The 560-nt window shown below is 35.9% G+C and carries 1 protein-coding gene; it reads right to left on the bottom strand.

Annotated elements, in window-relative coordinates:
• Nucleotides 1-20: 20 nt before the first annotated feature.
• Nucleotides 21-521 (bottom strand): cold shock domain-containing protein, encoded by a 501-nt coding sequence (locus A6E03_RS10065; protein ID WP_065600791.1) that lies wholly within the window; start codon nucleotides 519-521, stop codon nucleotides 21-23.
• Nucleotides 522-560 lie beyond the last annotated feature (39 nt).

Below are 560 nucleotides of genomic sequence, written 5' to 3'. Positions count from 1 at the left end.
TGCATTTGTTATATTGCCTACTAAAAATTACAGTGTTGACTCTCACAAGGTACACCATCGCCATTACCATCCATTTTTGTATTTGGACAGTTAGCAATGTAGAACTTAGCTTCGTCACATGACTTCATTTCACTGCAATAAGTTTTACCATCACAGCTAAAACCCATATTTTCATACGCTGGCGTTGTATCAAATAAAGGAGCTGAATCATTTTTAAAGACGTTACTTTCTGAGAAAAATTGATAACCAAGTATGCCGATTGTGATAACAGCCAACACCAAAATTTTTGTTACGAAAGAGCTTCTTGATTTAGATGGTTGAACACCAACTAAAGAAATCAGTTTAGCGTTTGTTTTATCATCTTTATACTCAAGTTGAAATTCAACTTCATCGCCTACTTTTGGTCGACGGTAGCCTTTTTTAAACTGAGATATATGAGCAAAAATCTCACCAGCAGCATTATGACTCTGAATAAATCCAAAACCACGGTCATCAACCCATTTTATAATTTTGCCCTTCATACCTTTCCTTTTCGCCGGCAATATAACGCTGGCATAACA

The organism is Aliivibrio sp. 1S128 (assembly GCF_001691065.1).
In the GTDB taxonomy this organism is placed as follows: Bacteria; Pseudomonadota; Gammaproteobacteria; order Enterobacterales; family Vibrionaceae; genus Aliivibrio.
Note: the sequence above shows the minus strand (reverse complement) of the source record. Positions and strands in the feature narration are given on the sequence as shown.